The sequence below is a fragment of the Lysinibacillus sp. UBA5990 genome, from assembly GCF_002429815.1.
Taxonomy (GTDB): domain Bacteria; phylum Bacillota; class Bacilli; order Bacillales_A; family Planococcaceae; genus Lysinibacillus; species Lysinibacillus fusiformis.
Window position 1 is genome coordinate 1,644,873 of sequence record NZ_DJAY01000015.1, and the last position, 25,974, is coordinate 1,670,846.

Sequence of the window (25,974 nt, forward strand, 5' to 3'; positions counted from 1 at the left end):
TACATTATAGCGTAAAAGTGTTGATTTGGTGGGGTTTTTGCTCTAAGGAAATTGGAACGGTGAAAAATAGAACGTTGCTTTTCTTGGTATTTAAAATAAATATCGATTTTTCTAATATAAATTTTATTCAATATAAACTCATATAAACACTTTCAAGTGGGGTACTATCTGGGGTACCTCTTTATGATTAATAAATAAACATGCACGAGCAGTTACAAAACAACCTACAAAAACACCAGGTACTCATTTGAGCACCTGGTTATTTGTTTTTTGCTTATATTACCCCTATCCCAAATATTGGGTTTGTGATAACATATATCTGAATCTTTTAACTTTGGAAAATATGAAAGGAAGTGTAATAACCAGATATGAAAAAGATATTGAAACCATTGATTAATGTTATTGTCATTGGTGCCCTCTCTCTAACTATCAATATAGATAAAAATGTATTAGCTAATGATATTGCAAATACATGTAAGTATGATTCGGCATCGAAGGCCAACCCTGATTATTCCACAATGAACTGTTTGTTAACCGAAACAGCACTGAGTTATAATGTTCCTCCTGAAATTGTGAAGGCAATAGCGGAAGGTGAAAGTGGAAATTGGCGTCATTTCGATATTAATGGTGAAGCGATTGTGACAGCTGATAATGGAATTGGCATTATGCAAATTACAAATCAAGCTGGCTACAATCAAGATAAACTAAAAAGCGATATTGTCTATAATATTCGTGCTGGTGTAAAGACTCTAGATGATATGTTTAAGCGGAAGGATTTGCCTAGCATCAATGGTGGGGAAAGAGATGTATTGGAACATTGGTACTTCGCTATTATGGCTTATAACGGTACTAAGCCAGTAAATAGTCCATTTGTCCAAGCAACTGGTGAAATAAATGCAAATGCCTATCAAAAAAGAATTCTCCGTATTATTGAGAAATTGGAATTAATAGACTTAACAGAGCTGCCTTTTACACGCGAACATTTTCAATATGACTCTAACAGCAGGGAAAATATTAAATTTTCAGCGATGAACTATGATTTTGATTTACCATTAACAAAATCAAAGTACTTTTTTAAAACAAATCAAAAAGTTAGTTCAATAACTAATGTAACAGTTAGGACAAGACCTACTACGGATAGTCCTTCTAAGGGTACTTTACATAAAGGAGAAATTGTTACCATTACGGGCCCTTTTGAATATGAAGAAGTATCAACGAAGAAAAACCATTTTGTTTGGTATCCTGTGAAAAGAAATGACGGGACAGAGGGGTATGTAGCATCAAGTTATTTAAACTACTCAGCTTCAACACCAACGCCAACACCTACAACTCCAGTAGGTAGTATAGAAGTATCAAAGTTCGCTGATTACAAGGCAGACCAGTACTGGGCAGAGGATTTTCAATGGGCAGTAAACAAAGGTCTTATCAGCGGTTATCAAAACGTATACAACCCTGCAACAAAGAAATACGAAAACTTACTGAAACCAAACACAAATTTAACAGAAAATCAGATGTTATCTGTACTTTTCCGTTACTTTAAGTCTGATGAATTAGCTTCAACAAAACCTAGTTCTTCATGGAGTGCAGATGTAAACTATCAACTAGCAAGTAAGTACGCTCTACCAACGCTTGGTGGAAAATCAGCGTCTAAACAGGTATATGCAGTCAAAGATATCACACGTGGTAATTTTGCTCGTATCCTAGCATCTATGCATTATGGAAAAACAGTATCTCAGCCAGAAGCTATCCAGTTTCTACGTGACTTCGACTTAACAACTACTAAAACGGATGCAGAGTTTAAACCAAATGATTCTCTAACAAGAGCGCACGCAGTGGCATTCTTCCACCGTTTTGAGCAAATATTCAATAAATAAATTGCTACATACAAGTGATAAGGTGACTATAAAATTTTATTAAAAGTCAAGTTATTTTCTACTGTTAAAGATTTAATTACATGACAAATAGAATGTTACACATTATAATAGCTTTTTGCAGAATTAGTTGAAGGACTAATTCTGCTTTTATTTATATATAGATGTAGCTTTTTAATAAAGTTCGATTAAAAGTAAGTTGCAAACGCTGATTTTATACAGAAAGAAACCAACTGTTTTGAAACAAAGTTTGATCAAAACAGTTGGTTCTTGATTTATCTAGATAAAGATTGATTATTTCTGGTTGCGAATTTTCAATTAAAGCCCTCGTTAGTTTAAGTACATTTCTTCACATTCTTTTCTTTAAGGCTCTGTTAAATAATATTGTTGATTTTTAATATTTACAAAGAACTTCAGTATTTAGAAGTCCTTTGTACTCAATAAATTACATTCCTAAAACGGAAATGAACTTAGCTGAGACACTTTTTTCATTTATCCACGATTGAAATTCGGTAATCATCGAGATAAGCTGCTTAAAGTTTGTATCATAGTTTTCCAAAAATTCTTCCTCGGAATTGACGAACAGAAACCCTAAAACATCCTTCAGTGAATGTGGATTAGGATTATCAGATAGATATTGTTTCATTTTTTCTAATTCCCAAATAATTAACTTCCAAGTTTCTATATCTATTTCATTGAAAGCATAATAATCGAATTTCTTATAGCACTTTTCGAAGGCAGGCATAATATAGACAAAGTTTTCTTCTGTAAAGAAAATTGAAGATGTATTCCAACATTCTCCTTTATACTTATCAGGAAGAACCTCTATATAACAAGAGCCTTCCAGGGTTCTGGCATCATAAATTATTTCAATCATTTTATCACCCTTTTAAACATTAAATCTCAATAATCTGAGCTTTTTAAAAGTTGCATCCGTTGAGAATAGGAACCTATCAATCACCATTTTGCTTACCGATGCAATAACCTCTAATATTATCCACATAACTATATCTCCATATATTTTAATTTATGTAGTGTAATAATACTAATGTACATCATCTCAAATTTTTGCATTACTTTTTTATTAGACAAATTAATACGTCAAATCTTATTTTACAGTAAATGCTCATTCCTTTTGTGATTTCTTACTGAACAAACCTGCCTCGGTAGTTTAAGTACATTTCATCACAATCTTTATAGTTACATTAACATAAATATCTAAAAAAGAATAAATTTACAGAGGAAGGATGATTTTAATCAATCTTTATTACAAATTATCGTTCTTTAATATAAATAATCAATCTTTATACAAGCTACAATAGATAAGAATCAATTTATACTGTAAAATACTAGTAATAATAAGAGTGGTGGTGTATTTTATGAGTGATTATACATACTGTTTACCGGTTAGTGAGGAGAAATTCTTTCAAGTCATGATAAGTGAACTGAAAAGAAAACATTCAGATATGTCATGGGAGATTTTGAGAACAGCTACTTTATCTATTGAAGATTTAGGTACATCTTATTATGTTGATGGGGCAAGAGGAAGTCGTTGGGATGCTAAAGGTATAAATATAAAATTTGCATTACCTTCCGCAGCGATTGAAGAATTAGATAAACCCCAAATTAAATCAACCTTATTTGATGTTTGCCAAAGTTTAATTCCATAAGAAGTCGGCTATGATTTAAAAGGTATTATATTGATTTAACACTTGAATTTAGCTTAGACAGTGATATTGATACACTTTCAACAATTGACGTATTTGGTTCTGCCTCTCTTCAAATCCTTTCAGATGAAACAAAGAAAAATCTAAAAGAAGATAAACCAGAACTTGCACTAGTAGATTACATACATTCAGTAAGCTTTTTTTCAGACAACTATGTACTAAATATAAATTACCTTATGATAAAGAAGATGGATTACACACCTTATTCGGTAAGTATCGTAAGCACTTAGAGGCAAGTAATATTGTATTTTAAATGCCTTATCTCGATTTGGATCTCTAGCTCTAGCCATTTCTCATACACCTCACCTCCATCATTTGTTTTTAAACTACCTCAAGCTAGCTCCATACTTTTCCCGAATCTATTTAATATAAGAAAATAATAGATTTTAATATATTACTAGGTAATATTTTTCCAATTCATAGAATATAATTAAATAAGGAGGTGTTAGTAAAATGAAAAAGAAACTAGGTATGATTTTATTAGTTGCTGCCCTTTTCGGAGCTGCTGCTGCTTCTACAGCCCCTACTGCATCTGCTGCTCAGTGTTACTGGGTAGGGAAAGCTTGGATATGTGATTACTAAAAGATAAAGATAACAAATAAATATATATTTATTTGTAGCCACATTAATAGTGGCTTTTTTTATTAGAGTTGAACTTCTATAGCTATATCTCATAAACACTCCCTCCTGATACATGTCTGTACACGATGAACCAGACCTATTATGTATTTCACTCTCAAAAGTAAGTACCGTTGCCCAAAGGGGAGGAAACTACTCACTATACAGAGTAAAAGCCATATCCTTTGATATGACTTCCTAAAAACTTATTCACCTAATTCTTTATAAACACGCTCGACAAATTCTTCATACTCAATTAGACCTTTATCATGTAACAATTCAGCTAATGCTGCTACTGTATCAAAAGCTACATTTGCAAAGCTTATTTCTTCAGTCCTTTTTAACATCCGTTCTTTGAGTTCAGGGTATTTCTCTTATCCATAATATCACCTTCCATCCAATCATCCAGAAGATGAATATATGTAATAACTTTTTGCTCTCAAAACCACCAAACTCTGCACTCTCAAATAGTAATGTTTTGGCTGTTTGATGCAGTTTCTAAAGCAAAATAAAAAGCCACGCTCGAAAAAACGTGACCTGAAAGCTATATTTTATTTAGAAAACTAAAAAAACACTAATTCTGTATTTTATTCATACGGTAATGTCTCTATGGAATCACTTTTATTACAAGTAATAAGCTTAGCTTTAAATTCTATACTTGTTGAAAGTTTCTGTAACATACTTAACTCATTAGAAAACTTTTCTATCTCAACCAATCCTTCACTTTGCAATCCAGATATGACTAGCTCAAATTGTTTTAATGACTTTTGAATTAATTCTATATTCTCCATATATTTCCCTATAATAATTTCAGTGTCCACTATTTCTTCCTGATTGTTTGTGTCTTTAATCATTGATCGACTCTTCCTTTCTCTCTATTAAGTCATCTCTTCAGTGTGTACCTCAATACACTAGATATTAATAAACATATTAGGAAATGGAATAAAAACACCTCTTAAATCCTATTTAATTAGCACTATTATAAAGTGATTTAACTTTATTAACAATCTAATTTAATTTCATAGTTAATTTCATAATAAAAAGCCTCCATCCGAAGATGAAAGCTTAATATTGTGGTAATCCTATTGTCGAGTACTCACTTTTGACATCGTAGCAGAGCGTACCACGTTATTTCGTAATTGTGTTTTAGATTTATAGTGCTTTCCGTACACTTTGTTGATGTTATAAAGCGGACGAAGTTCACATATAAACCACTCCATTATGTTGATCATAGTGAAGCTGTGAATTGATACATTGATATATAAACCGCAAATAAAAATAGTCCGATTAATAACCAACCATAAACTTTTCTCTCGCTTTGAAATGCTTCAATACCTTTTGTTAACATGAATAAACCTGAGAAGAATACCATTAAAAAAATCAGATCGTAATCACGTGTTATAAGTAGGTAAGCTGAAAGAGAGACAGCTATGATAGCGAAAACAATTTGTAAAATGTTCATCATAATATTCCACTCCTCTTTAAATATCATATAACAAATAAGAAGTCGTGGAAATGATTGTAAATATTTTATCTTTTATAAGATACCTAATCTCTAAAAAAATATGACCCGGCCGTGTATGTCATGCTCCGAACAAGTTTGCTCAGCGCGGGTCGGTCGTCGGTCTGCCTTTCCCTAATATTTAGGTTTTCATAAATACCGAGGGAGGAAAACCCTATTCCGTCGACCTACCTCCGAGTTTTAATTTTTTGTACCCTAGTGTACCCCAATAAAGTTGCGAGAAATTTTATCTAAATTAAACCTTTTAAACAATGGTATCGAGAGCGTACCAGTTTGGGTTTCTTATACTAATCCCAACCAATGTTTGAAGTGTATGTCACAACCCATTAGCACTGATGTATAGTTCCTATTTAGTCGGAGCAAAGGTGTTATAACGTAATTAAAAGCGTTCCATCGTCAGATCAGTATTTACTGAAACCGCAGCTTTATTACCTTTCGCAGCTGAAATCATTAAAGAGGATGGTTTAGATCTTTCAGTTTCCCCTGCAATATATACGTTTTTTTGGGTTGTTCTACCAACACCATCTGTTATAACTTTTCCATTTTCATGAATTTCACAACCAAGCTTCTCTGCAAATTGATTGGGGCGATAATAAGATGGGGCAACAAATCCGCCCGATCTTAAAATTGTTGCTCCTGTTTCAAACTCTATTTTTTGTAAGTAACCATCATTACCTATGAAGTTTTTTATCTTTTCCGATATAATTTTGATATTGTGTTTTTGTAACTCCATTTTACCTTCTTTAGATAATTGAACGCCATTTGTTAAGACAACCAAATCCTGCGACCAGTTATAAATTAACTTAGTCAAATGCAGTACGTGCTCTTCTTTTTCTGCAATAACCACTAATGGCTTATCTTTTTGCTCCCAGCCATCACAATATGGACAACTAAATAGACTTTTCCCATAAAATTTTCTTATACTCGCTATAGTAAATACTTCTTGAATGCCGGTGGCGAGAATTATTTTTTCTGAAACAAGTTCCTGATTAGTGGATGTTTTGACAGTAAATCGCTCATTACCTATATCCTTAATAATTTCAGTAACTGTTGAAGTAAAATATGATACGGACGGGTAATTCTCCAACTCTTTTAACACTATTTCTTTAAACGCTTGTGGTCTTATCCCATCACGAGTAATAAATCCATGTGATGCTTGTGTCACTCTATTCCTATTCGTTCTATCGTCAAATAATGCAATGTTTCTCCTAGCCCTTCCTAAAGTTAAGCTAGCACTTAACCCAGAAGGACCTCCACCTATAATGATACAATCAAGGACATCCATTTTTTATCTCCTTATTGATTTGGTTTTATTCTGAATTGTGATTTGCATAAGAGAACTCATTATTTCCCACATCATGAATTTTCATTCTTTACTCGTTATTATTGGTTTGCTTGTTTTTTAACGGATCATTTTTGTTTATTCCACTATCCTCCCCGTTAATTTAAGTATATTTGTTCACAATCTTTGGTATACAGTCTAATTCGGTTATTCATGAATATGGCCCTATTTTTAAGAAAGACGCATTCCTTACTAAAGAAATGATCCCAATTGTTGAAGATCGTCCGTTAGCTTTAGTACAATTTCCTAAACTTAATATTACTTGGATTATAGAAAATAACTTAAATAAAAAGAAGCGTTCCTTTTTCTGAAAGAAACACCCCTTATGTCACAAATATATTTAATCAAAAGATCGGCATTGATTTTCGCTTTCTTCTTGCGAAATATATTTCTCTATTTTCACATCTGTCACTTTTAAGCCTGTTAGGTTCGAATCACTTATAGAAAAAGTAAGTTTATCATAATCTCCACCGTGGTGTCCTGAATAGTTTATGGCACTGCCAAAAATTAGATGTCTCCTAGGATCTCCATTAATGGGTTCAATTTTAATTTTTGGACACATAAAAAAGTCCGAAAAAGATGGACCCAAATGATATAAATAACGTGTAAACAATGCTTCTTCCAGTAATTTTTCTTTAGTAAGCCCATCCACTTCTTTTCTCCATCCTACAATGAGCCAATCATAAAGAGATTGTGACTTTAATCGCACTTTCTGTCTATTTTCCGAAACAATTAATTCTCCTTCTTTAGTTGTGCAGATTTCGTGTTTATTGTGAACTACACAAGTATATGCTGGTTCAATAGTGATTACTTCATTATCTGCCATTTTTAACGTCAATTTATTGGATGGATTATCTAAAGATACCTCAATTTTTTCATTCACTCGATCAGAGTTATTAAGCCAGTAAACCACTTTTCTAAGCACACGTTCTTGAAAACCATCATAGTTACTGAATAGACGCTGAATCCCTGAATTATTTTCAACTTTAATGTATTGAACATCATTATACTCTAATGAATGCGTCCTTAATTGTTCTAAAAACGGTTGATTGGGATTCTTCTTTGTTTCAGCACTTTGGCTGACTGAATTAATAAAATGTACATCAATAAAATACTTATTAATAAAATTTTGTTTAGGTACTTCTTGATTCGCAAAAACAGTAGTATTATTTACGAGAAATAAAATACCAAAAAGGATGTATAGTGTTTTCTTCAAATAAAGCCTACCTACCTTTTTTATTGGTATCTTTCCCGAATGTTCTTCAACTATCCTTTCCATTAGCTTAAGTGTAATCCACTACATTCTCGATAAAATATCTGTTCACTATATAAGAATATGGCCACTTTTATCAGAAACGACCGTTTATGGAAAGGTTAAAGAAACCTAAACCAGGCAAACAGCAAATGATCAATATTCCTAAAATACTCGTGTAAATAATAACTCTTATAATGATTCATCTCCCCCTCGAATAGTAAAGTAAGGAGTTTTTACGCTAATAACTGTAATTTACAATCTGGCTGGCCTTAAAATGGAAAAAGACGCATTCCTTATTAAGGAAACGCGCCAGATTGCTGAATAACAAATAAAAAACCTTGTTACCACATAGCCTTGATATTTAACTTTGATACGTTTCAGCATGATACACGATAAAAATTAATCTGTTTAAAAAATAGGTACAATACCTTCTTATATTATCAAGGCCGTATTAATGAAAAAGGCACAATGCCTTTTCAAGTAGGTATTGCACCCCGTTAGTTTAATAAAAAAGGCAAATCTAATAAAGAATAGTACATACTTTTGATAAGGTTCACCTTAATGTAGTTAATTTCCAATTTTTTCATATATACTTACCAGTGATTCATCGCTATTTTCACCAAGACAACGTATAATAAGAGAAGCAGAAGAAAAAGAATTCATTTTTCCTCTAGTTAAAAAAAGAGGTGCAATTACTTGAAACAGTTTGAAAAAGCATTACCTGAGCAGTATGAAACATTAAAAAAGCAGGCCAATTATACGTCTAGCTGGCGAGAGCGTTTAGACGCAGTCGAAAAGTTATCGGCTTATCAACATGACAAAATCATAGATTTATTAAAAAATCGTATGCAGCATGATACTGTCAACAAGGTGCAATTAGCAGCCTATGAAGCACTTGTGGCGCTTGGCGAGGACGTAGAGAAGCCATCACCTGCACGTTTTGATATCATCAAAGGAACAGACAAAATTTTCCTGCGAGTTAAAAAGAGCTTGCCAAAGGACCATACAGTGGCAGACTTTGCGGATAAGCTAAAACGTATGCGTTTAGATGTCTTTGATGCGTATGAAGGCGACAAAGGTGTACAATTTATGAATTGGTTAGAGGAACGTTGGGCAAAACTGTAATCAGTAGTTTTGCGATTTATAAAGGAAAGTCATTCTCTCCACAAGTGGAGAGAATGACTTTTTCTTATCTTACGCTGCCGTTTATCGAAACTCATATTAAATTGTATTACTTCTTCTTTATCATCTATCTTTTAATGTGGTCAATAGAAGTAGTTCAGCCTACACCGTTTAGGCTTCGTTAATGGCTGAAGACATTATCGGAGCAGGTGCCACATCGGATTCTCCAATCAAAAGTTACGCAAACCGTTCCTTAACCATTATTTAATTAAGTTAAAAATAGCTCGTTAACAATTATGGTAATGAGCTAATGGTCTTTGCAACAACAGTATTTCTTGTCCTTTTAAACCATTGGTAAAATAGTATAGAAACAAGTGCAATTTCAATTAGATCTCCGCCGTAGTACATAATCATAGCACCCTGCTCTGCTTGCTCAGGAGATACATGACTAGGAGGATACGCATAAATATATTTGGACAATATCGAATGAGCTGTTAAAGCTATCAATAAAACGACTGAACGAAAAACATAAGATAATGGATGTGGAGTTGGATCAATATAGATAAATGCAATAGTAAACAAATAACCTGCTAGAAAAATATGAAGGTGAATCAACATATACAAAACAGAGTTTTCGTGCATCATGTTAAATAGAGGGGTAGTATAGAGCAGCCATAAACCACCTACATTCAGTATAGTTGCTATGATAGGATTCGACACAAATCTGAAGTAAGAGTTACGTAGTATACGTGAAATAAAACGAGCCTTTTTCACAGGGATAGCCCTTAAGAATAAGGTAATAGGTGCCGATAACGCTATAAGCAGTGGCGCTAGCATTCCAAGCAATAAATGACCAACCATATGGGCTGAAAAATTTACATGTGCAAGCTCTGCTAATGGACCGATTAATGATAACATGGCACATAGATGCCCAAGTATCCAACATAATGTCCGAACAGTAGGCCATTGTTTTTTATGCTGATTGGAGAGTACGACTGCAACAATATAGGAAATAAAAGAAATAAAAAACGGGAAAACTATTAGGAGCTGTGCAATGATAGAAAAATTTTGAATGTGAGGTTCATGTGTATGCAAAGGTGGTACCCCCTTATTGATTAGTTTTAAATAATAAGACTATACCAATTACGATTAAAATAGCCGCTAGCACATTCCAAACAATATCATAGGGGACAATATTAACATCATATCGAATTTGATGTAGCCTCATGAATTTATGTTGAATTATACCATCGTAAAGTTGAAATGTTCCTGCACCTAGAAAAATTCCCCCAAGCCATCTTTTTAACCAAAATCCATGTTTTCGATGAAGATCTGCCAGTAAAAAAGCAGAACCAATTGTGGCAAAGAAGCTAAAGGCATGAAACAATCCATCAGAGACTAATCCCATATTAGCTGTAGATTTATCATAGAAATGATGCCAATGTAATAATTGATGAAAAACTACCTCGTCTATAAATGCTACTACACCAAAACCAAATAATATACCGGTCCACATATTACGTTGCCCATACTGAAAACGATTTTCGTGTTTATGATGTTTCTCCTCATACATTTTTGATATATCCAACCCATTCACCTCAATTTAAATTTTTATTAGTCTACCCATGAAATAAAAGGATTTAAACAATTTCAAGGAATCAACTCCTTTGTTTACACCGTGTAGTAAACCCACAATTCCTATTGGTAATCCCCTTTTCAACTTATTGCTTCATTCCCTTTAACCTCATAAATGGGTTTTCTTTATAGTCCAAATACAACCATCAGCGGTGATTGTGCCACTGCTACCACTTCTTGAGATGCTATTGGTTTGTTACTACGGGGCGAAACTGAGTCTGTCTTTTATTGACATCTCTAATGAGCTTTACAAGCCCAAACGGCTGTATATTTCGAAATAATATCAATTAGTACGAAAATAGACAAATTTAAATATTTTATTAGAATTTATAGCTTTTTTTAATAGAAATTAGCTTATTAAAATAACATTTTCAACTAAAAAAGAACTTTATACCTATATTTCCACAAAAATATTTTTTTACAAAATAAAACTATTGTATTATTTATCTCTAGTTTGAATAATTATTAATCTATTGCTATCATACTAGTCGCAATACAATTTCAAAATAAGGAGACGATGGATGATGAACACTAAATTTACAAAATTAAGCAAAAAAGGTCTGAGTGCTGCCCTATTAGCAGCTGGAATCATAGGGATTTCGACAGCTCCAAATGCATATGCACATGGATTTGTTGAAAAACCAGCTAGCCGAGCAGCCTTATGTACTCAAAATTATGGAGCTCTTAACTTAATGTGTGGAAGCATAATGTATGAACCACAGAGTCTAGAGGCGCCTAAAGGATTTCCGCAAAGTGGACCGATGGATGGAAAAATTGCATCTGCAGGAGGTCTTTTTGGTGGTATCCTTGATCAACAAACGACAGATCGTTGGTTTAAGAATACAATTACGGGAGGGCCTAATACGTTTACATGGAAGTATACTGCGCCACATTTAACAAGCAAATGGCACTATTATATTACTAAACGTGATTGGAATCCTAATAAACCATTAACCCGTGCTGATCTTGAGCCAATTGGAGCTGTAGCACATAATGGCTCTGCTGCATCGACTAACTTAACTCATACAATTAACGTGCCAACAGATCGTAGTGGCTATCACGTGATCCTAGCCGTTTGGGATGTCGCTGACACTTCAAATGCGTTCTATAATGTGATTGATGTAAATTTGGTGAATAACAGTGGTAATGTAGACACGGAAGCCCCAACTCAGCCAAATGGGTTACATACAACAAAAGTTACTTCTACTAGTGCCGAGCTAAAATGGAACCCTTCTACAGATAATGTAGGTGTAAAAGAATATCAAATATTACGTGATGGCAAAGTAGTTGCCACTATTCCAGGAACGACATTCACAGATAAAAATTTAAATTCCAATACAAAATATACTTACTCAGTAAAGGCAGTAGACGCAGCTGGGAATGTATCTGCAGTAAGTGAATCTCTAGTTGTAGAAACATTGAATGCTGCTCCAGATACAGAATCACCTACGCAACCAACTTCACTACATACAATGGGAATCACTTCTTCAAGTGCCGACTTAATGTGGGGTGCTTCAGAGGATAATGTAGCCGTTGACCATTATGTTATATATAGAGGGTCAACAAAAGAACAAATGACTGCTGTTGGGACTTCAACAATCACGTCATTTATGGACATGAATCTTCAATCAAATACTTCCTATATGTATGCAGTAACGGCCGTAGATGTAGCTGGGAATGAGTCCATTAAAAGTTCCATTTTAACTGTAACAACTAAAGAGCAAAGTACTTCTTATGAGCAATGGAGTCCATTTAAGGCGTACAAAAAAGGTGATATGGTAGAGTATCAAGGTAAGAATTATGAAGCGGTTCAAAGCTATCAAGGCTATGGAGATCCAAATTGGATAAACGCATTGTCTTTATGGAAAGAAATTAAATAAAAAATCAGTTTTTCTAAGAAGAGAATTCAGCATCGTTTTATTCCAATAGAAATTATTCAAGTAAAAAGCAGCTTGCATGCAAGCTGCTTTTTACACGCTAATAATCCAAGGAGATTACCCAACAAGTTAGGTACATATAATTTCAATGAAGGAACCGTTTTATGATTGAAAAGAGTTTTCACCGCAACGTTTAGACTACAGTTCGAAGAAATAACCCCACCATCAACTGAAGTTCATCTAAATTAATTATAGAGCTGTAATTTCCATCAAACTCCATGTTTCAGAAACTTCATTGTATATTGCTTTATACATGCTTATTGTACTATTACTTTGTTGAACACTAAATTGGAGGCTAATTTCACCAGTAGTTGAATGGATGTCCACTTTAAAATTAAAGTTATTATATGGAACTATCTCATCAAGACGAAATTCATTTTGTACCATTATCAGACCATCAGACCATCCTGCCAATTGCATATGGACTGTTTCTGAAAATAATACAGAAAAGCCATCTCTATTATTTGTTGTTCCCAAAGTAACTAAAGGTGCTCCTGGCACGCTATTCTCGTCTTATACATTCAGATGCTTTATAACGAGCCTTCACCATACAGGCGACTTTCATCGCATACGGTGATCCGTAAACAAAGTAGTCTTATTTTTAGTTTAATCAATAGTATCGCCACAAGGGAAAAATTTTTAACCTTCATTTGCAAATTCTCTATGTTGAAGGTGTATTACGGTCTCTTTTCAACAAATAACAAAATTAGTGTGGCGATTGGACCTAATATAACAGAAAGTAAGAACCAATTTAAACCCCTTCTATTCTTCCCTTGCGCCAATCCAGCATTGATTAACGCTAATGTACCCCAACCTACAAAATATTGATTATCCATCATCTGTCCCCCTATTCCATTTAACCATACTGACCGTTAGTAAACATTTTTCACAAATTTGATCATAACATATCCAAATGCTTCACATTGTGATTATGAACGTTTAGTTTTCAAAAGAATGTAATGGAAGAACAACTGACGAATGCAATGCTGGCTACCCCTTCATTTGACTGATTTTTTACGTTTCCCCTCCATTGCCATTTCCCTATATATTCCGCTAAATCAACAGAAAAAAATACCATTTTTGAGATAATTAAGTTAATATAATAATGAACTGTTATACTATACTATCTTCTTCCCATTTTATGAAAGGTGGTACATTTATGAGTAAAACTCTTGTAAATTTACAAAATGAGCTTATAGCTGAAACGAAAAAAGGATTCCCCATTCTACTATCTGGTGTCCTAGTCTTTTTAATTTTCACCCTCATGTATTTTGTTCTTCCAATAGAGGCTGTCCGTTTAATTTGGATATTTGGTTTGGGCGCTATTTTCCCTATTGGCATGTTCATTGGTAAAATTCTCGGCGTCAGTTTAAATTCTACAGACAATCCTCTAGGAGTTTTAGGAGGAATAGTGGCAGCTCCTCAAGCTTTTTATATACCTGTATTTATCATCGTGTATATGAAAATACCTGAATACCTTCCCTTCACAATTGGTTTACTTGCAGGCTCTCATTTTCTTCCATACATATGGATTTATAAAAGTAAAGCCTATTTATTCGTTACTTTAGGAACCTGTTTTTCGGCTCTCATCTTAGGTGGTTTCTTTGTTGATTATGCTTTCACTCTTGTACCTTTAGCTATTTCGATTGTGTATGGGATTGGCGTTGCTTTAATTCAAGGAGAACTTAAAGCCAAATCAGTATCGTCATCTGTTATAAGGTGATTTTTATGGAAGAAATTATATAAGTAAATTCCGAAAAAGTTATTTGCTTTATCATTGTGCTTGATGCTATATTTTTTCGGGATTTGTTGACTTTTTCCTTTTTATGTTTTATATTTACAATATCCATGTGCTGTTTAATCTCTAGTCAGATTAAGCAGCTTTTTTTATTGCTATGTATCGTTCCTGCTCCTTTTCATAATACTCTCTTTTTACGTGTATATAAAAAAATTACCAGGCTCAAGTCATTGAGTACCTGGTTTTATTTCTGATGAGCGTAATAAAATTGTTAGTCCCATCCCCCACACGAAAATTACTCCATAATAAAGTCTTTGTAATAAACCTGCTGGCAAAGGAAGGAAAAATAAAAGACCGATAAGGATAAGTAAAGCTATCAGTACCATTAAGTTATAATAAGTCCACCGTTTACCTTTAACCAATGATTTTGCATAGATCCCCATTCCAATTAAAACAGTTATCATGCCTATTTGAGCTAAAATCGAATGCCAAAATAAATGAACATCTGCTGGTATAACACCAGATACACTATTTCCTAGTGCAAAAATAAGAATACATACTGTTGCTAATTTATTGATTAAATTCTTTTCTAAGTATTGGGATAGATACAATACACCAACCGAAAATGATAAACCATTTACAATAAACAATACATTCATCCAAAAATGATACGGCGAACAAATTTCATGTGGCGCGATTGCGTAAGTATACTTCCCACATGAAGTCACTCCTAAATCACTCATAGCTTGTTGCATCATATTATAAGGTACAAGTGAAGTCATAATAAAAATTGGTTCTATTACAAAATATAAAATGGTAACAATCCAACTCACTATTCCTATTTTTTTAGATACATATATAATATCCATCCCCCTTTTTATAATTATATAGTTATTTCCATCATTAATTACCAATAAGTAGCCATTAAAACAATACGTTCTTCTTTCTTACCATATAAAAAAGCCTTCATCCAAAGATGAAAGCTTCTATTTAGGCAAACTACGTTTTATATTTAGATTGCATTTTAAAATTCCGTGGTTTCATGACCAAAACTGGCTATTTGCCTCTCTTTTCGTACATTTAACATTTGAGGTATGAAAATCCCCAATAAAATACATATAATACCTAGCCATTGCAGAGGAGACACGACCTCATGAACAAGCGTAATGGAAGCGATAACGGCTGTTGGTAGCTCGACAGCTCCTAAAATTGTTCCTAAACCCGTCCCTACTTTTGGGATACCAATAGAAAAACAAATAACTGGTATAACGACACCAAAAAAACCTAGGATTAGCGCATATTTCCATAGTCCAGCCTGCAATGTACCATCCATCAAGTATGTTGGGGGGAACATGATACAAACAAAAAGTGTTGCACTCGTTGTCATAAGAAAGCTTTTTGAATAGATCGGTACTTCGGTAGAAACACGTCCACTTGCAAATATATATAAAGAAAAAGTTATAGCTGCTAGTAGTCCAAAGAGTATTCCTTTCATAGATAATTGTTGTCCTAACCCTTCAAAAACACCCCCAGCGAACATCGTTCCTACAAATAAGATAACGATCGACAAAACCTTTTCGCGACTTGGGAAGGTTTTATTAGTAATCGCTTCAATGAGAACACCCATCCATGTGAATTGAAATAACAACACAATCGCAATAGATGCTGGCAGTTCTTTTACAGAAAAACCGTAAAAGATACTCGTTAAACTCATCGTTGTCCCAACCGCTAACAGTGATACTATATTTTTTGAGGATACTTTATGACGAGAAAAAGTAAGAACGAGTAATAATAGTCCAAACCAACCGAATACATATTGTCCCCCTAAAAGTTCAGGAAAAGTATAGCCATTTGAAAATCCAACTTTCAAAATGGAAGATAGGATCCCATAGCTACAGGCACCTAATAAAACCACTAAAGAAAACTTCAATTTTTTCAAAAAATCCCTCCAAAAAATAAAAAATCTCGTCGTCTATAAATAGACAACGAGCGAATGAAACAGAGTGGAAACTCTACAAAATTCCGCCACTCACGAACTTGCGAGCGTTTGCTTATAAAATTAGGACAATTGTATAAAAAAAGCTTCGAAGTGTCAATACTATTAATTTTCTCTCGCTAGCAAATCCAATACTCCCTTTTGAAAAATGTTTTAGTCACTATGTTAAGCCAAAGCCTTGGTATATATGGTTTTGGCCTTTTTACCTTTTCTAAAAATCTTCTTTCCTCCACTTAAAAATTCTTTTTCAACAGCCATGATTATCGAAAAAAAAGATTGTAAAATAGCAATCTGTGATTTATATTGGAGATTATGATTTTTTTTCTAAATCTCAAAATCATAACCAAATTCAATTTATATAAACGTTTTAGGAGGGAAGTGGATAAATGAAGATGTATCTTTATCCCCTACTAGTCATTATCGCAGCTAGTAGTTTTGGTATCGTTTCAACTATTATAAAACTGGCCATGCGTAGTGGGTTTTCTGTCTCTGAGGCCGTGACAAGTCAGTTTTTTATAGGCTTTTGTATAGCGGTATGTATCTTCTTAGTTACAAACAGATCTAAATTAAGCTTTAAAGGCGTTAAAATCCTTATATTCGCAGGTTTTTTAACAGGATTAACAAACATTTTATATGGTCATTCTTTGAACTTTTTGCCCGCTTCGTTGGCAGTTGTACTACTGTTTCAATTTACATGGATTGGTATGTTAATTTCTTGTATTACAAAAAGACAATTTCCAAGTAGAATTGAATTAATCTCTTTAATCATATTGGTAGCTGGAACCATACCAGCTGCTGGCATAATTGATGTTGATTTATCCCAAATCCCTATGCAAGGATGGTTATGGGGATTAGCAGCTGCTCTTTGTTATTCCTTATTTTTATATGTGAATGGAAAAGCTACAGCAAGTATGTCCACATCTAACCGTTTAGTGTTTGTTTCGTTCTTTGCCTTTATGATTACAGCGATTTTTCAATCTCCAGAAATTATTTGGAATGGGACTTTGTTTAACGAAGGACTTTGGGTTTACGGATTGGCATTGGGATTATTTGGTATGATTATACCCGTGTTCTTATTCACTATTGCCGTCCCTAAAGTTGGATTAGGGATGTCATCCATTTTAAGTGCTGTTGAATTACCAATCGCAGTGATGGTATCTATTATCTTATTAAGCGAAACGGTTACAATTTTGCAAATAGCAGGTATTGTAACGATTATTATTGGTATATGTTTACCAACCATATTAGATAAAGATAGCTTGTTAAGAAACAACCAAACAACATACAAAAAATCAAGCAAAGAAATAGCAAAAGGATCTTCGATTTAGATCCTTTCAGACTGTAGACAAACTCAATGAATTTTGAGCTTGCCTACAGTCTTTTTTCTTTTACAATAAAATAAACTAAAGCCGTTGATTTCCACTATGGGCGGGGTCGAACTGCTTAGAAATTAGTCCTGGTTGAAATGTAGCAAATGCTTTAAAGGAATTTTTTCAAAAAAATTATCATTCATCTTACCAGTATAAAACGTAAGATGAATATCACAATGAGCTAATGCAACATGATCCGTTAATTGTTTAGCAAATTGATCGATTAATTCTATATGTTCTCTTTTTACTTGTTTTTCGGAGTATACCTTCACAGTGATTAAATTCTCTCTTAAATCTTCTTCAAATACCCTTGCATTAGGAGGCAAGTTCAGATCCTTTATTTCAGAAGCACGGTTTTCATCTACAATTAACATCCTATAAATATCTTTTCCAAATCGAATATCCCATATTTCCATATCTTTAAATCTTAATTTACGTTCAAAATAATCAATCATAAAACCCTTCATTTATATTCATCCTTGCTCTATATGAATAATTTATGGTATACAAATAATCTCACCTTTTTCATCGAATGTAAGCTTAAAATCAAATGCAAAAGGAGTTGAACCATGTTCAATATAGTAGTTGTACCTCTTAAATGCCTCATCCCATGAGACACCCTTTACATACTCTGTCCACCAAACTACATAAGATAGGTGCTTTTCTGGGTATGGCTCGATCCATTTGCTCCTATCCCTTAATGCCTGTATATGCTGTCCTGAATAAGTAAAGCGATATAAAGATTGAAGGCTTCTCCATACTGTGAGCGTTAGAATTGGAGAACCCTTTCCCTTTACAGTTTCTTCGGGGAAAGTGACCCCTTCAGGTGAAAATGCCTCTATAAGTCCAGATTTAGTCGCCTGACGATATACTTCATTCCCCACTTGATAAAAATCACGAGAGATTGGGTGATCATAGGGATAGTTTAGCCTACCAACAGTATAGATTGAAACTAATGCCATAAACAGCCCTCCATATATACCCTTTTTTATAGATGTATTCAAGTAAAATTACGAAAATCCCTTCTTAATTAAATTGACTAGAAAGTTTTATTAAGAAAAATGCTACATATGTAACTCCATGGTTATTAATTAAAAACTTTCGGTTCTCAAGTTGTTCCTATTATCACTAATGGTTCTTTTTGATATTGATATAAATTTCCTTATTTGAAATTTGCACATTTTCTTCAGTTCTCCAGCTTTTAGCACAAGAAGTGGTGTACTCATTAACAATAACCTATTAAAAAAGGTAATAATATTCAAAACCTAAAGTTTCTTCAGCTAAATCCATTTGAGACTCTGAAGAAAGGCTACAGGATAAGCTTATGTGCTTTAATGATCGTCTCCATTAGTTAAAGGACAATATTTTCAGAAATAACTAAAAAGAAGTAGCCTATTGGCTACTTCTTCATTTATTTTAATATCTTAAGTGAAAATGTTAATCTAATCATTATAGGAGGTGGAACTATAATGGAAAAGCTTATAAATTTCTTTTTAAGTTTAGTAATCGGTTTAACTGCAGGTATTCTAATAGTTAATAATCCACTTAATATAACTAATAGGGTCTTCTTATTATTAATCTTACTATTAGCAACCGGTTTATTGATGATGGCACTTTACCGTAATCATAGAATTAAACTTAAAAAATAATAAAAGTACCATGAACAATAATAATTTTGTAACTGGATTTGCATTTAGTCGTGTAATACAAAATACAGCATGATAACACATACACATACTTTAATTCTACATTTCTTTTCATTATGTATGGCACCTTGAAATACTTGTTAGCGATTTGTTTATATGTGAAAGCCATTATGTCTCAACATAATTTTTGCTTGCTGTAACAAACGTACCCAAACGTACTTGTGTGAGTTTTAATTCTTTTATCTACCACTTTTTAATCTTTTCAACAAATAATCAAAAATTACAAATATAGTTATATAAATACTTCCCATTAATGAAGCTATATAAATAGTATCCTTAAAAGTATTAACATTAAAATTAATTAAACTAAATAATAGTGAAAAAATTAATGCACTTAATAAATGCTTCATATACATGAATATAACAATTTTATTTTTACTGTTTTTTTCAATTAAAAATGACACTACAACAGCTATAAGCATAGCTGGTGCAGTAAATGCTGTGCCATAAATACCGTATGAAATGCTGTATGTGGCTCCAATAAATAATGGAATAATAAATGCACCTATAATTAATGTAATAACAGCTGAGATAATTTTATTTTGTAACATCTTTTCACAATCCTCTTATTTTTTAACAACAATATATCTTACACAAATCATCAAAATATTTGTTAATCATTCCCTTCTCTCCTATTTTATATTAAAGCATAGTCATAGAACACAAATTTTGGTAATTAAAAACTTCAAACATTATAAATCTATGCTTCTTTATATTAAGAAAAGAAAAAAGCCACTGCTCATTACAAGCGTGACTCTTCATTTAGCTCGATATATTCACTTTTCAAGATTGAAAAAAGGACAAGATCAACATATTTCCCTTTTTCAAATTCATGTTGTCTTAAAACACCTTCTTGGCAAAAATTTAATTTTCCCAGCAATCTTATTGATGCTTTATTTTCAGGTTCAACTTTCGCTTCTATTTTATTTATTTCCATCGACGTAAAGGCAAAATGTATAATCTTGCCTAAAGTCTCTTGCATAATACCCTGCCCCCAATAATCCGGTTTCAAATCATAACCAATTTCTATACGGTTATGTTCTTTTTCATAATTCAAATAGCCACATGTTCCAATCACTTTTTTCGTTTTGGCTTCTTCAATTACCCATCTTAAACCGATTTGTTCCTTAAAAATTTTTTCATACCAATTGATTTCAACCATTGCGTCTTCGACTGATTCAAATAAATTTAATGGAAGATACTTAACCACATTTTCATTAGCATAAAGCTCAAAAATATCACTACAATCATCTACTGTGCCTTTTCTTAGAATGAAGCGTTCTGTTTCCAATTTAGGGAAATCTTTAAATTCGAACTTATTTTTCATAATAACTCTCCTTTTCACCATAAAATAGCATAATTGAATAGTAACATATTCAATTTAGAAAATTTTCAAAATTAATGATGATCCTTAACTATTAAAAAGCCACATCTAATTTTGGATGTGACTTGGTAATTGATTATTTATAATAGACTTCGTGACTTAGCATTGTTACCAGATACTATAAACTTTTCACTTTCTTCGTCAAAAAATAGATTGAATCTAAATTCGTTCATTATGCTTCCTGTATAATCACTAAGTCTTAATGTAGGACTTACCCAAAACACAACTTCATTTTCATCCATTTTCCAACCTTTTTCAAAGCCTTTGTGCTTTTCTTCAAGTCGTTCTTCAATAGATTGTCCGTTATTACTAATCGTATTTTTTACTAAATCAATAAAATTAGTTTGTGCCTTCATTTTCATTTACCTCACCCCCACTCACACTAATAGAAGCGCTTATGGTATTATATGGTTACAAATACAAAATTAAAACATTTAAGAACTTATATTCTGTAAAAAAAGCATCCATACCCATATTAGGGAAGCAGAACGATGTTACCAAATGATACGAAATTTACGTGAAGATTGCATGATGACCAAAATAATTGTTATCCCAACAACAGGATACCACAATAGATGAGCAGGGATGATGAATATGAATGCACCAAATAGTACAGCTGTTAAAGTGCTAATTGTAATGGCTTGGACATTCGTAAATTTATTGTGAATAAAATAATATAAAGTGAATGGTAGAGCTAACGTAAATATCGGAATATAAATGAATACAATAAAATGTTTAATGAGCGATATTGAAAGTACCGCTATGATAAAACCTATTGTTGTAGTAAGCGATTGTCCTATAAATAGGTTACCTGTGAAATAGCTATAAAGCAGAATAAGCATGATTGCTAAACAAGTAGAAATCCCGATTATTAAAATAAATGAATGGCCCATAAAGAAGGCTGCCATGGAGAAGCAAACTAAAGAGACCAATGGCAATAGTAATATTAAAGGATTTTGTCCTCTTTCTATATTCATAACATTTGTAAAGCCTACGAGAAATAATAAAGTAAAAGGAATCGCCAAATACCCTAATTCGATGTGGTTACTTAGATTAATATAATTCACCTCAAGACTGCCAACCATTATGATAACAAGTGAAGCAAAAATTTGACTAATTAATCTCCAAATGCTTGATAATTTAAATGCTTGAGTAAGCTTATCGGCTATTATAATAACTACGATGCCAATTAATAGAGCTGTATATAACAATTTTTTCCCTCCTGAAATACATTTTTAAAATAAATATGTAGAGCTATTCTCGCTTTAAACTATTATTCCATGCATTTAAAAATACGCATCTAGTTCTTCCTGAGTAATTTTATTAATGAGTGTTATTTCCTCTTCGTTCGGAGATGTATGGCCTTCAAAATACCAAATAAATAGACCTTCTAATCGATAGTTTTCTACTTCACTTGGTGGCAGTATGACGGCTAGATCTAGTATAGTAGCGTAACTTTCGCCGATTTTAACAAGTCGTTCGTCTCCATTCCTAATGAGTCCATAGATTAGACTATCGCCATGTCCTTTTATATCGTCCAATTTTTCATAGCCTCTCTCCATGTCCATTTGGCTCCAAGTAAGCATTTGGGCATTCCATCCAAAGAGCCCTTTTTCAACATAAGCAGCCCCTATATGATTCGTCTTTTTTATAAAAAAGAAGAGTGCCTTATCCTTTAGCTGATAGCTGGGGATTAACACTAAATCACTATCCTTTGACAATAACGCTTCTTGAGGTTCTGAGTAGGATTCTGATTTCGCTATCATCCCCCAAGCATAAGCAATGAAGACAAATGAGATTACTAGTAACCATTTTTTTATGAAGAATTCCCTCATACCGTTATTTACCCCTTCGTTTAGAACGCATACCATTTAATAAAGTGATTTGATCCGAATGGAGAAATCGCTCATACCCTTCACTATTAACATCATATAGTGCAAGTTTCCCTTCATCATCATAGTGTATTCCCCACCCGTATCTCTTTACTAAAGGTGAGGCTCTAAAACACGCTTTAGACTTTTGGAAAAATTGTTTTCTGATTTCATCTAATGAATTCGATTCAATTTGATTTTTAATCAAATACGTTTGGAATTGCACATCTTCCTCTTTGTATTTGTATGGGTTATGTCTAATTAAATCAAATTCAATTGAAGCAATAGTAGGCTTGTTGTTCCTTGGGAGAGGAGTAACTGCGGAAGTAACTTCTGAATCCTCTGAAATTTTAATAAAGGTATTTTTATAACTCATCGAATGAACCCTCCTTTATATTACCATAATTGTAAAAAGTGTAAAAATAAAGTTTGAAAGACCTTCCATCTCTAATAATTTAATAAAGCTTAGAAACACTCTTACAGTATTCTTCTAACTCTCTCCGTGTATATAATGATGTAACAGGGTATTCCCTTGAAGTTTCTATCGAATAGGTTAAATGAACGACTGCGTATTTATTCATCTTTTCAATCCAAAAAATCACATCATCATTATCTTCTCTTCTAGCCACCGCTATTGCCTCTTTCCCATAAAGAATATGTTGTTGTGAAATTTCTTTCTTTAACTCTTCATTTAATGCTTCTGACATACCTTTTGAAATCAGCCACCACGGATCGTTCATAAAATGATTGACACTTTCTCGCATCTGAGATCATCACCTCCGCTTATTAAATTTTTACATTTAGCCATAATTTAAAAAGAAGTAGCTACTTGGCTACTTCATCATTGTTTTCAATTTACTGTTTCTGCTACCGAACATCGTCGTACTTCCGTACATAGTCGTTCTCATACATAAAAGTTGGTCGTTATGTACTAGTTGCGTGTATTATTTTATGAATTGTCTCATAATAATTTCTTCGCCAATCCGTCCTATTAATCGCTCGTTCGTATCTTCAAATCCTACCTTTAAATATAACTTTTGTGCGGGGATATTATCTTTATCTACAACTAAGACAAGCTCATTACAATGAGGGAATTCTGATTGAACAAACTCAACTAGTAATGACATTCCCTGTTTTGCGTACCCTTTTCCTTGTTCAGCATGATTAATTGATAGTGCCGATATTAACAAAGCGTTCGAATTATTAGAGTATTTCTTTACTCGTTCATTTGAATTCAATAGAAAAAAACCAACAGGTGTATGATCACTTAAAATGACAATACGATACTGTCCTTCGTTGATTTCCTCAAAATTGCTTGGAAGCGCAGAGAATTGTTTTTGTTCCTCTGTAAGGACAAAAGAGTTTAACTCTTCCTTATATTCACTTGAGAAATGCTGTAGTTCAACCCTGTTCAATTTTTCCATATGACAATTCCCCCAATCACTTTTTCTATACTTTACCATTTAATGTGGTTTTGGTCATTCATTTATTTGAAATTTCTAAATAAACAATGCCCGCGCACTCCATTAGTGAACTGTTTCGGATCCTGTTTGTTGACTTTCAGTACCACTGAGACACTTATGCTTACTCAGTGGAACATCACGTAGGTATTTGTCATATGTTATAGAATGTTCTTCTACTGAAGACACTGGAGTCAGCAACAGATGGATTTATGTACGCTGGCTATTGGTAAGCCTATGCCTCTCTCCCTGCTTTGCAATATCATTGGAATGAACACTTTAATCCAAAATTGTGATAAAAGATTTGCTCACACTTTCCCTTAATATGAAAGACTTTTTATTTTATTTATTTTTCTATAAGATAGGTGCTAACTACATTCGAAGGGTGTGCTTATATGTCACTTAATTTCCAACTTACATCACCAAAAATACCTACTGATTTAGAAAAAGCCAATTTTCAAGATATTTTTTACGAGGAAGAACCTTTTTTATCAAATTGTATGATCGCAGATACAGTCATTGATAAGGAGGTTGTTGAGAGATTAATCGTATCTAAAGTTATTTTTAAAAATGTCACATTCATCAATTCTTCTTTTAAAAAAATGGATGTAACAGATGTCATTTTCGAAAACTGTGATTTATCTAACTTAAACTTAAAGGAAAGCCTTATACATAGAGTGGTTTTTAAAAACTGTAAATTATTAGGTGTGAATTTTTCCGAGGCTAATCTTGGAAATGTTTCTTTTGAAAATTGTATGGCAACCTTAAGCAATTTTCCTGAGGCTCGTTTAAAACAAGTAGTATTCGATAACACCAACCTACAAGGAGCGAATTATTTTGATTGCTTACTCAATAAAGTGGCATTCCATGAATGTGATATTAATGAAGTGGATTTTACTGAAACCTCTTTAAAGGGGATAGATATTAGTACGTGTACCTTTCAAAGACTTCAAGTATCTCTCGAAAGTTTGAATGGGTGCGAAGTATCTTCTGAACAAGCTATCGGCTTTGCTTCACTACTCGGGTTAACGGTTAAATGATACGACCCAGCAATGATTGATAAACTACTCAAAACAGCCTAGCATTTAAAAATAATTATGTTACGTTACAAGTAGCCCTTGAAATTTATTCCTTTTTGGCTACCTTTTTGTTTTATGAAAAAAAAAGCGTTTCTATTATAAAGCCTTTTGTTATAAGATAATCCGACTATTAGGAGGTGTCATAATGACCCTAAAGATGATTAAAACACTTTTATCTATTATTATGGTGTTCATGTATTATTTGGGCTTTTGGACAGAAACCTTCACGATAAAAATAGTTATCTTCTTTCTTATGCTCATCTTTATTTTCGAGGCAGGAGTGGAATCGGGGAAGAAACAAAATAACAGCATTTAATCAGAAAGTTTAAGGTATTTTCCTT

Annotated in this window: 32 protein-coding genes; 10 read left to right on the top strand and 22 right to left on the bottom strand. The window is 33.1% G+C overall.

What is annotated here, in order from left to right:
- Positions 1–368 precede the first annotated feature (368 nt).
- Positions 369–1,874, top strand: a complete 1,506-nt coding sequence (locus B3D94_RS20790; protein ID WP_291760126.1) for an SH3 domain-containing protein — start codon at positions 369–371, stop codon at positions 1,872–1,874.
- Positions 1,875–2,316: 442 nt separating this feature from the next.
- Here B3D94_RS20790 and B3D94_RS20795 read toward each other — a convergent pair whose 3' ends face one another.
- On the bottom strand, positions 2,317–2,748 hold the full coding sequence (locus B3D94_RS20795; RefSeq protein WP_291760129.1) for a hypothetical protein: 432 nt from the start codon (positions 2,746–2,748) through the stop codon (positions 2,317–2,319).
- A gap of 502 nt (positions 2,749–3,250) precedes the next feature.
- On the opposite strand from B3D94_RS20795, the gene B3D94_RS20800 reads away from it, so the two are divergent.
- Both B3D94_RS20800 and B3D94_RS20805 read left to right on the top strand, forming a co-directional pair.
- The gene (locus B3D94_RS20800) at positions 3,251–3,541 is read left to right on the top strand and encodes a hypothetical protein (RefSeq protein ID WP_291760131.1); all 291 of its coding nucleotides are present in this window, start codon (positions 3,251–3,253) and stop codon (positions 3,539–3,541) included.
- 510 nt (positions 3,542–4,051) lie between these two features.
- On the top strand, positions 4,052–4,180 hold the full coding sequence (locus B3D94_RS20805) for a hypothetical protein (protein WP_255319037.1): 129 nt from the start codon (positions 4,052–4,054) through the stop codon (positions 4,178–4,180).
- Positions 4,181–4,422: 242 nt separating this feature from the next.
- On the opposite strand, the gene B3D94_RS20810 is transcribed toward B3D94_RS20805, so the two are convergent.
- The 5 genes from B3D94_RS20810 to B3D94_RS20830 all read right to left on the bottom strand — a co-directional run bounded on the left by B3D94_RS20810 (position 4,423) and on the right by B3D94_RS20830 (position 8,296).
- The gene (locus B3D94_RS20810; protein WP_175423035.1) at positions 4,423–4,563 is read right to left on the bottom strand and encodes a hypothetical protein; all 141 of its coding nucleotides are present in this window, start codon (positions 4,561–4,563) and stop codon (positions 4,423–4,425) included.
- A gap of 240 nt (positions 4,564–4,803) precedes the next feature.
- Positions 4,804–5,070, bottom strand: a complete 267-nt coding sequence (locus B3D94_RS20815) for a hypothetical protein (protein WP_291760140.1) — start codon at positions 5,068–5,070, stop codon at positions 4,804–4,806.
- A 374-nt stretch (positions 5,071–5,444) separates the two neighbouring features.
- Positions 5,445–5,681, bottom strand: a complete 237-nt coding sequence (locus B3D94_RS20820; protein ID WP_291760143.1) for a DUF3953 domain-containing protein — start codon at positions 5,679–5,681, stop codon at positions 5,445–5,447.
- 436 nt (positions 5,682–6,117) lie between these two features.
- Positions 6,118–7,023 (bottom strand): NAD(P)/FAD-dependent oxidoreductase, encoded by a 906-nt coding sequence (locus B3D94_RS20825; RefSeq protein WP_291760145.1) that lies wholly within the window; start codon positions 7,021–7,023, stop codon positions 6,118–6,120.
- A gap of 397 nt (positions 7,024–7,420) precedes the next feature.
- The gene (locus tag B3D94_RS20830) at positions 7,421–8,296 is read right to left on the bottom strand and encodes a hypothetical protein (protein WP_291760147.1); all 876 of its coding nucleotides are present in this window, start codon (positions 8,294–8,296) and stop codon (positions 7,421–7,423) included.
- Positions 8,297–9,031: 735 nt separating this feature from the next.
- On the opposite strand from B3D94_RS20830, the gene B3D94_RS20835 reads away from it, so the two are divergent.
- Positions 9,032–9,460 carry a HEAT repeat domain-containing protein gene (locus B3D94_RS20835; RefSeq protein WP_193832231.1) on the top strand — a complete coding sequence of 143 codons (429 nt, stop codon included), beginning with the start codon at positions 9,032–9,034 and terminating at the stop codon, positions 9,458–9,460.
- Between the two features lie 291 nt (positions 9,461–9,751).
- Here B3D94_RS20835 and B3D94_RS20840 read toward each other — a convergent pair whose 3' ends face one another.
- Positions 9,752–10,552, bottom strand: coding sequence for a cytochrome c oxidase assembly protein (locus tag B3D94_RS20840; RefSeq protein ID WP_291760152.1), 801 nt, complete (start codon positions 10,550–10,552; stop codon positions 9,752–9,754).
- Between the two features lie 13 nt (positions 10,553–10,565).
- Complete coding sequence (locus B3D94_RS20845) at positions 10,566–11,030, bottom strand: DUF2243 domain-containing protein (RefSeq protein ID WP_291760705.1); 465 nt, start codon at positions 11,028–11,030, stop codon at positions 10,566–10,568.
- A gap of 586 nt (positions 11,031–11,616) precedes the next feature.
- Here B3D94_RS20845 and B3D94_RS20850 point away from each other — a divergent pair.
- Positions 11,617–12,972: a lytic polysaccharide monooxygenase gene (locus B3D94_RS20850; RefSeq protein ID WP_069483365.1), complete on the top strand. Its 1,356-nt coding sequence runs from the start codon at positions 11,617–11,619 to the stop codon at positions 12,970–12,972.
- A 246-nt stretch (positions 12,973–13,218) separates the two neighbouring features.
- Here the strand turns inward: B3D94_RS20850 and B3D94_RS20855 are convergent, their stop codons facing one another.
- Both B3D94_RS20855 and B3D94_RS20860 read right to left on the bottom strand, forming a co-directional pair.
- Positions 13,219–13,506, bottom strand: coding sequence for a hypothetical protein (locus B3D94_RS20855; protein WP_069481627.1), 288 nt, complete (start codon positions 13,504–13,506; stop codon positions 13,219–13,221).
- A 200-nt stretch (positions 13,507–13,706) separates the two neighbouring features.
- A complete protein-coding gene (locus tag B3D94_RS20860; RefSeq protein ID WP_291760764.1) occupies positions 13,707–13,868 on the bottom strand; it encodes a hypothetical protein in 162 nt (53 codons plus the stop codon).
- 320 nt (positions 13,869–14,188) lie between these two features.
- On the opposite strand from B3D94_RS20860, the gene B3D94_RS20865 reads away from it, so the two are divergent.
- A complete protein-coding gene (locus B3D94_RS20865) occupies positions 14,189–14,752 on the top strand; it encodes a DUF7010 family protein (protein ID WP_089987252.1) in 564 nt (187 codons plus the stop codon).
- 242 nt (positions 14,753–14,994) lie between these two features.
- Here B3D94_RS20865 and B3D94_RS20870 read toward each other — a convergent pair whose 3' ends face one another.
- Positions 14,995–15,636: a DUF998 domain-containing protein gene (locus B3D94_RS20870; protein WP_291760161.1), complete on the bottom strand. Its 642-nt coding sequence runs from the start codon at positions 15,634–15,636 to the stop codon at positions 14,995–14,997.
- A 155-nt stretch (positions 15,637–15,791) separates the two neighbouring features.
- The gene (locus B3D94_RS20875; RefSeq protein WP_069481630.1) at positions 15,792–16,706 is read right to left on the bottom strand and encodes an EamA family transporter; all 915 of its coding nucleotides are present in this window, start codon (positions 16,704–16,706) and stop codon (positions 15,792–15,794) included.
- A gap of 449 nt (positions 16,707–17,155) precedes the next feature.
- Here B3D94_RS20875 and B3D94_RS20880 point away from each other — a divergent pair, with 449 nt between their 5' ends.
- Positions 17,156–18,091, top strand: coding sequence for an EamA family transporter (locus B3D94_RS20880; RefSeq protein ID WP_069483366.1), 936 nt, complete (start codon positions 17,156–17,158; stop codon positions 18,089–18,091).
- A 122-nt stretch (positions 18,092–18,213) separates the two neighbouring features.
- Here B3D94_RS20880 and B3D94_RS20885 read toward each other — a convergent pair whose 3' ends face one another.
- Together B3D94_RS20885 and B3D94_RS20890 are read right to left on the bottom strand one after the other, a co-directional pair.
- Positions 18,214–18,600 carry a hypothetical protein gene (locus B3D94_RS20885; RefSeq protein ID WP_291760165.1) on the bottom strand — a complete coding sequence of 129 codons (387 nt, stop codon included), beginning with the start codon at positions 18,598–18,600 and terminating at the stop codon, positions 18,214–18,216.
- A 30-nt stretch (positions 18,601–18,630) separates the two neighbouring features.
- Entirely contained in the window at positions 18,631–19,095 is a 465-nt protein-coding gene (locus B3D94_RS20890; RefSeq protein WP_291760168.1) for a DUF3291 domain-containing protein, read from the bottom strand.
- A 507-nt stretch (positions 19,096–19,602) separates the two neighbouring features.
- Here B3D94_RS20890 and B3D94_RS20895 point away from each other — a divergent pair.
- Positions 19,603–19,782, top strand: coding sequence for a hypothetical protein (locus tag B3D94_RS20895; protein ID WP_069481633.1), 180 nt, complete (start codon positions 19,603–19,605; stop codon positions 19,780–19,782).
- Positions 19,783–20,018: 236 nt separating this feature from the next.
- Here the strand turns inward: B3D94_RS20895 and B3D94_RS20900 are convergent, their stop codons facing one another.
- The 8 genes from B3D94_RS20900 to B3D94_RS20935 all read right to left on the bottom strand — a co-directional run bounded on the left by B3D94_RS20900 (position 20,019) and on the right by B3D94_RS20935 (position 24,518).
- Positions 20,019–20,390 (bottom strand): hypothetical protein, encoded by a 372-nt coding sequence (locus B3D94_RS20900; RefSeq protein WP_069481634.1) that lies wholly within the window; start codon positions 20,388–20,390, stop codon positions 20,019–20,021.
- Between the two features lie 191 nt (positions 20,391–20,581).
- Entirely contained in the window at positions 20,582–21,166 is a 585-nt protein-coding gene (locus B3D94_RS20905; RefSeq protein WP_291760172.1) for a GNAT family N-acetyltransferase, read from the bottom strand.
- Positions 21,167–21,303: 137 nt separating this feature from the next.
- Positions 21,304–21,585 (bottom strand): hypothetical protein, encoded by a 282-nt coding sequence (locus B3D94_RS20910; RefSeq protein WP_069481636.1) that lies wholly within the window; start codon positions 21,583–21,585, stop codon positions 21,304–21,306.
- Positions 21,586–21,717: 132 nt separating this feature from the next.
- Positions 21,718–22,434 carry a UDP-N-acetylmuramyl pentapeptide phosphotransferase gene (locus B3D94_RS20915; protein ID WP_069481637.1) on the bottom strand — a complete coding sequence of 239 codons (717 nt, stop codon included), beginning with the start codon at positions 22,432–22,434 and terminating at the stop codon, positions 21,718–21,720.
- Positions 22,435–22,509: 75 nt separating this feature from the next.
- Positions 22,510–23,058: an aspartyl-tRNA synthetase gene (locus tag B3D94_RS20920; RefSeq protein WP_291760176.1), complete on the bottom strand. Its 549-nt coding sequence runs from the start codon at positions 23,056–23,058 to the stop codon at positions 22,510–22,512.
- A gap of 4 nt (positions 23,059–23,062) precedes the next feature.
- A complete protein-coding gene (locus B3D94_RS20925) occupies positions 23,063–23,470 on the bottom strand; it encodes a DUF6157 family protein (protein WP_291760179.1) in 408 nt (135 codons plus the stop codon).
- A 79-nt stretch (positions 23,471–23,549) separates the two neighbouring features.
- Complete coding sequence (locus B3D94_RS20930) at positions 23,550–23,858, bottom strand: hypothetical protein (RefSeq protein ID WP_254664296.1); 309 nt, start codon at positions 23,856–23,858, stop codon at positions 23,550–23,552.
- 180 nt (positions 23,859–24,038) lie between these two features.
- Complete coding sequence (locus B3D94_RS20935; protein ID WP_069481640.1) at positions 24,039–24,518, bottom strand: GNAT family N-acetyltransferase; 480 nt, start codon at positions 24,516–24,518, stop codon at positions 24,039–24,041.
- 431 nt (positions 24,519–24,949) lie between these two features.
- Between B3D94_RS20935 and B3D94_RS20940 the strand changes: the two genes are divergently transcribed.
- Both B3D94_RS20940 and B3D94_RS20945 read left to right on the top strand, forming a co-directional pair.
- Positions 24,950–25,594 carry a pentapeptide repeat-containing protein gene (locus B3D94_RS20940; protein ID WP_291760182.1) on the top strand — a complete coding sequence of 215 codons (645 nt, stop codon included), beginning with the start codon at positions 24,950–24,952 and terminating at the stop codon, positions 25,592–25,594.
- A 184-nt stretch (positions 25,595–25,778) separates the two neighbouring features.
- Positions 25,779–25,949, top strand: coding sequence for a hypothetical protein (locus tag B3D94_RS20945; RefSeq protein WP_291760185.1), 171 nt, complete (start codon positions 25,779–25,781; stop codon positions 25,947–25,949).
- The last annotated feature ends 25 nt before the right edge of the window (positions 25,950–25,974 follow it).

Coding starts and splice junctions, on each gene's coding strand:
- B3D94_RS20820 (WP_291760143.1), bottom strand. CDS start 5,681: ATGATGAACATTTTACAAATTGTTTTCGCTATCATAGCTGTCTCTCTT.
- B3D94_RS20795 (WP_291760129.1), bottom strand. CDS start 2,748: ATGATTGAAATAATTTATGATGCCAGAACCCTGGAAGGCTCTTGTTAT.
- B3D94_RS20920 (WP_291760176.1), bottom strand. CDS start 23,058: ATGAGGGAATTCTTCATAAAAAAATGGTTACTAGTAATCTCATTTGTC.
- B3D94_RS20870 (WP_291760161.1), bottom strand. CDS start 15,636: ATGGATATTATATATGTATCTAAAAAAATAGGAATAGTGAGTTGGATT.
- B3D94_RS20935 (WP_069481640.1), bottom strand. CDS start 24,518: ATGGAAAAATTGAACAGGGTTGAACTACAGCATTTCTCAAGTGAATAT.
- B3D94_RS20905 (WP_291760172.1), bottom strand. CDS start 21,166: ATGAAAAATAAGTTCGAATTTAAAGATTTCCCTAAATTGGAAACAGAA.
- B3D94_RS20800 (WP_291760131.1), top strand. CDS start 3,251: ATGAGTGATTATACATACTGTTTACCGGTTAGTGAGGAGAAATTCTTT.
- B3D94_RS20940 (WP_291760182.1), top strand. CDS start 24,950: ATGTCACTTAATTTCCAACTTACATCACCAAAAATACCTACTGATTTA.
- B3D94_RS20865 (WP_089987252.1), top strand. CDS start 14,189: ATGAGTAAAACTCTTGTAAATTTACAAAATGAGCTTATAGCTGAAACG.
- B3D94_RS20850 (WP_069483365.1), top strand. CDS start 11,617: ATGAACACTAAATTTACAAAATTAAGCAAAAAAGGTCTGAGTGCTGCC.
- B3D94_RS20910 (WP_069481636.1), bottom strand. CDS start 21,585: ATGAAAATGAAGGCACAAACTAATTTTATTGATTTAGTAAAAAATACG.
- B3D94_RS20805 (WP_255319037.1), top strand. CDS start 4,052: ATGAAAAAGAAACTAGGTATGATTTTATTAGTTGCTGCCCTTTTCGGA.
- B3D94_RS20885 (WP_291760165.1), bottom strand. CDS start 18,600: ATGAAGGGTTTTATGATTGATTATTTTGAACGTAAATTAAGATTTAAA.
- B3D94_RS20945 (WP_291760185.1), top strand. CDS start 25,779: ATGACCCTAAAGATGATTAAAACACTTTTATCTATTATTATGGTGTTC.
- B3D94_RS20790 (WP_291760126.1), top strand. CDS start 369: ATGAAAAAGATATTGAAACCATTGATTAATGTTATTGTCATTGGTGCC.
- B3D94_RS20925 (WP_291760179.1), bottom strand. CDS start 23,470: ATGAGTTATAAAAATACCTTTATTAAAATTTCAGAGGATTCAGAAGTT.
- B3D94_RS20825 (WP_291760145.1), bottom strand. CDS start 7,023: ATGGATGTCCTTGATTGTATCATTATAGGTGGAGGTCCTTCTGGGTTA.
- B3D94_RS20860 (WP_291760764.1), bottom strand. CDS start 13,868: ATGATGGATAATCAATATTTTGTAGGTTGGGGTACATTAGCGTTAATC.
- B3D94_RS20930 (WP_254664296.1), bottom strand. CDS start 23,858: ATGCGAGAAAGTGTCAATCATTTTATGAACGATCCGTGGTGGCTGATT.
- B3D94_RS20880 (WP_069483366.1), top strand. CDS start 17,156: ATGTATCTTTATCCCCTACTAGTCATTATCGCAGCTAGTAGTTTTGGT.
- B3D94_RS20815 (WP_291760140.1), bottom strand. CDS start 5,070: ATGATTAAAGACACAAACAATCAGGAAGAAATAGTGGACACTGAAATT.
- B3D94_RS20810 (WP_175423035.1), bottom strand. CDS start 4,563: ATGTTAAAAAGGACTGAAGAAATAAGCTTTGCAAATGTAGCTTTTGAT.
- B3D94_RS20900 (WP_069481634.1), bottom strand. CDS start 20,390: ATGTTACAAAATAAAATTATCTCAGCTGTTATTACATTAATTATAGGT.
- B3D94_RS20890 (WP_291760168.1), bottom strand. CDS start 19,095: ATGGCATTAGTTTCAATCTATACTGTTGGTAGGCTAAACTATCCCTAT.
- B3D94_RS20845 (WP_291760705.1), bottom strand. CDS start 11,030: ATGTATGAGGAGAAACATCATAAACACGAAAATCGTTTTCAGTATGGG.
- B3D94_RS20895 (WP_069481633.1), top strand. CDS start 19,603: ATGGAAAAGCTTATAAATTTCTTTTTAAGTTTAGTAATCGGTTTAACT.